At 54.3% G+C, this 2,445-nt stretch carries 5 protein-coding genes; 2 read left to right on the top strand and 3 right to left on the bottom strand.

Going from position 1 to position 2,445, the window contains the following annotated elements:
* Nucleotides 1-353: transposase family protein (locus tag CBG25_RS19000; RefSeq protein ID WP_290603898.1), on the top strand; the 353-nt coding region annotated here is incomplete at its 5' end.
* Between the two features lie 26 nt (nt 354-379).
* Here CBG25_RS19000 and CBG25_RS19005 read toward each other — a convergent pair.
* The 3 genes from CBG25_RS19005 to CBG25_RS19015 are packed head-to-tail and all read right to left on the bottom strand — an operon-like array spanning nt 380 to nt 2,063.
* On the bottom strand, nt 380-808 hold the full coding sequence (locus tag CBG25_RS19005) for a regulatory protein GemA (protein ID WP_290608613.1): 429 nt from the start codon (nt 806-808) through the stop codon (nt 380-382).
* Nucleotides 808-1,614, bottom strand: a complete 807-nt coding sequence (locus tag CBG25_RS19010; RefSeq protein ID WP_290608615.1) for a DNA cytosine methyltransferase — start codon at nt 1,612-1,614, stop codon at nt 808-810. Before CBG25_RS19010 ends, CBG25_RS19005 begins: the two co-directional genes overlap by 1 nt.
* Nucleotides 1,611-2,063 carry a hypothetical protein gene (locus tag CBG25_RS19015; protein WP_290608617.1) on the bottom strand — a complete coding sequence of 151 codons (453 nt, stop codon included), beginning with the start codon at nt 2,061-2,063 and terminating at the stop codon, nt 1,611-1,613. The genes CBG25_RS19010 and CBG25_RS19015 overlap by 4 nt, the downstream gene beginning before the upstream one ends.
* A gap of 6 nt (nt 2,064-2,069) precedes the next feature.
* Between CBG25_RS19015 and CBG25_RS19020 the strand changes: the two genes are divergently transcribed.
* On the top strand, nt 2,070-2,445 hold a 376-nt coding region (locus tag CBG25_RS19020; RefSeq protein WP_290603693.1), incomplete at its 3' end, for a hypothetical protein.

Below are 2,445 nucleotides of genomic sequence, written 5' to 3' on the forward strand. Positions count from 1 at the left end.
TGAGCAAAAATGGGCGCCGTCACGATAAACGCTTACTCGATAAAGTCGATATAATTCGCCATATTCCTCCTGAGGTAACCATCTGGGCAGATACCGGTTTTCAAGGTATAGATAAACAGCATCCTAATACACAAATCCCAAAAAAAGGAACTCGAAAAAGACCTTTATCGCCTGAACAAAAACAAGAAAATAAAATAATCTCGGGCATCCGTATTACAGTTGAACACGCCATCGCGGGTATCAAGCGCCTCGGTTGCATGACCCAAATTTTACGGAATCGTAGACCCTTTATTGATGATACCTTCTTACTCCTTAGCGCAGGTCTTTGGAATTTCCATCTCAGAACAGCGTAAAATTTACTTCAATCACCGAAACACCCTTATTTCACTATTAAGCAACACGCTTTTTCAAGCACCTTGACCGCCAGCGCACTATCCTGATTGAGCCAGGCCAGCTGCGCCACCCCCAGGCCGCCGTTCTCCCTGGCCGTGGTACGCCTTATCCAGGCATTCAGTGCCGCTTCATCGCCCGACTGCACAAACCCCTGACGGTGCAGGGTCTGCCAGATGACGAGGATTTTGGCGACCGGTGAAGCGGGTTTAACGCCTCGTAAAACGGGCTTTGAACGCACCTTAAAGCCCTTTTTCTTAAACGCATCCAGCACCCTGACCAGCTCGGGTACGGTCATATCCCGGCAGCTGGTTTTTGTGCGACACACCTTCCCAAGCGCCGCGCGGTAAGTTTCGTCGTCAAGCTGCAAATCGCGCCGGGCGATATGGATTAACCGGATAAGTTGTGTTCGCTGCATTATGCCCTGCTCCTGATCGTCGTCATTGAAAGACCTGCTGCCGCGATAAAGGCTTTTGCCGCTTCTGCATTGAGGGCGTTACCATAGGCGCGCAGGCGTCCCACTCTGGCGGCAGCCCCATCAACCAGCGGGAATGCGCCGGGTTCAACTGGCCGCCACTTTTCATCCCGGCACCGCAGCCAGTCAGCCTCTCGCCAGAAGCCGTTAACCGCACTGGGGTTGTCAGCCACACTACGCGCCCCAGCAATGCATTCAGGGGAACGTTCAGGCATTCGTAACCGTCTTTCCAGTCCCGCGTGGTCGGCGTAGGCCACCCAGTACGCCCGGTCGCGGATGTGCGGGGCACCGACGCCCGCAGACGGAAACGGCACACACCCAAAGGCGTAGTCCATGGCTTCCAGGTCAGCCTGTACAAGGTCGAACCAGAGGTTTGCATGGCTGCCTGCAACCTGTTCGCCAAACACGCACTCAGGGCGGCACTGGCTGATGAGCCAATAGAGCGTGGGCCACAGGTGCCGCTCGTCATCAAACCCGCCGCCTTTGCCTGCCGCGCTGAAAGGCTGGCAGGGGCAGGAGCCTGTCCATACGGGCCTGTCGTCCGGCCAGCCTGCGTTACGCAGGGCATACGACCAGACGCCGATACCGGCGAAGAAATGGCACTGCGTGTAGTCTCGCAAGTCATCGGGTTTCACATCCTCAATGGAGGGTTCATCAACATCGCCGGTTGCAATATGACCGGCGGCAATCAGGTTTCGCAGCCACTGTGCCGCATAAGGGTCAATTTCGTTGTAGTAAGCTGGCCTCATGACGCCTCCGTTGAAGCGGTCCGGTGGGTGGCGCTTTGCTGATGCCTCCCCTCTGCGTATTGTGCCTCGCGGATGCAATGCTGGGCTGCATGCCAGAAATGCCCGACCGCCTTACGGATAAACCGGGCAGCCAGACGCTTGTCGGCGGCGGTGCTGTGACCCCGCTTATAGAGGGCCAACGCCTGCTCGCCGGCATCCAGCGCCTCGTTGATAAGGCGGTCAGGCGCAAAGGCAATATCCTCGGTCTCCGGCAGATTTTCCGCCAGCAGGCGCTGTGCCAGGCGTTGCAGTCTGCGGATTTTTTCATCCTCCATTATTGCCCCCATGCCGTTAGCGCGCAGCTGGCCAATCATGATGTCCACCTCAGCGGCAGCGATGCAGACCTGCCTGACGTTCTGCGCATGAGTAAGGAAACGGGATAGCGCCCCGGCCAGTTGAGGCTGTCGCAAAAGCTCATGTTATCGATTAAAATTTGCTTTATTCGTTTTAAACGCAGATCTTTTATGACCGTATTTACTCGCAAACTGGAATCGCCTTCTCACACCAAACGTAAGTTTGTCAAAGCGCAAAATCTACCTATCTTGGAGGGTTCTGTTTCCCTTTGCGATTATCTCAAGCAAATTGGTGAACGTAGGGCATTTATTGTCACAGAGATTTTGGATGAACAAGACTGGGTACCTTTCGAACGCTGTTATTCTTCAACAGGTAGAGCGCCGTATTCTCCTCGTTCAATGATGGGAATTTTGCTTTATGGGATCATGAAAGGGCATAGTTCGCTCAGAGCACTTGAAAATCTGGCGCGTTTAGATTTGGGATGTATTTTTGTCAGCC

It is taken from the genome of Arsenophonus sp. ENCA (assembly GCF_002287155.1).
GTDB classification, from domain to species: domain Bacteria; phylum Pseudomonadota; class Gammaproteobacteria; order Enterobacterales; family Enterobacteriaceae; genus Arsenophonus; species Arsenophonus nilaparvatae.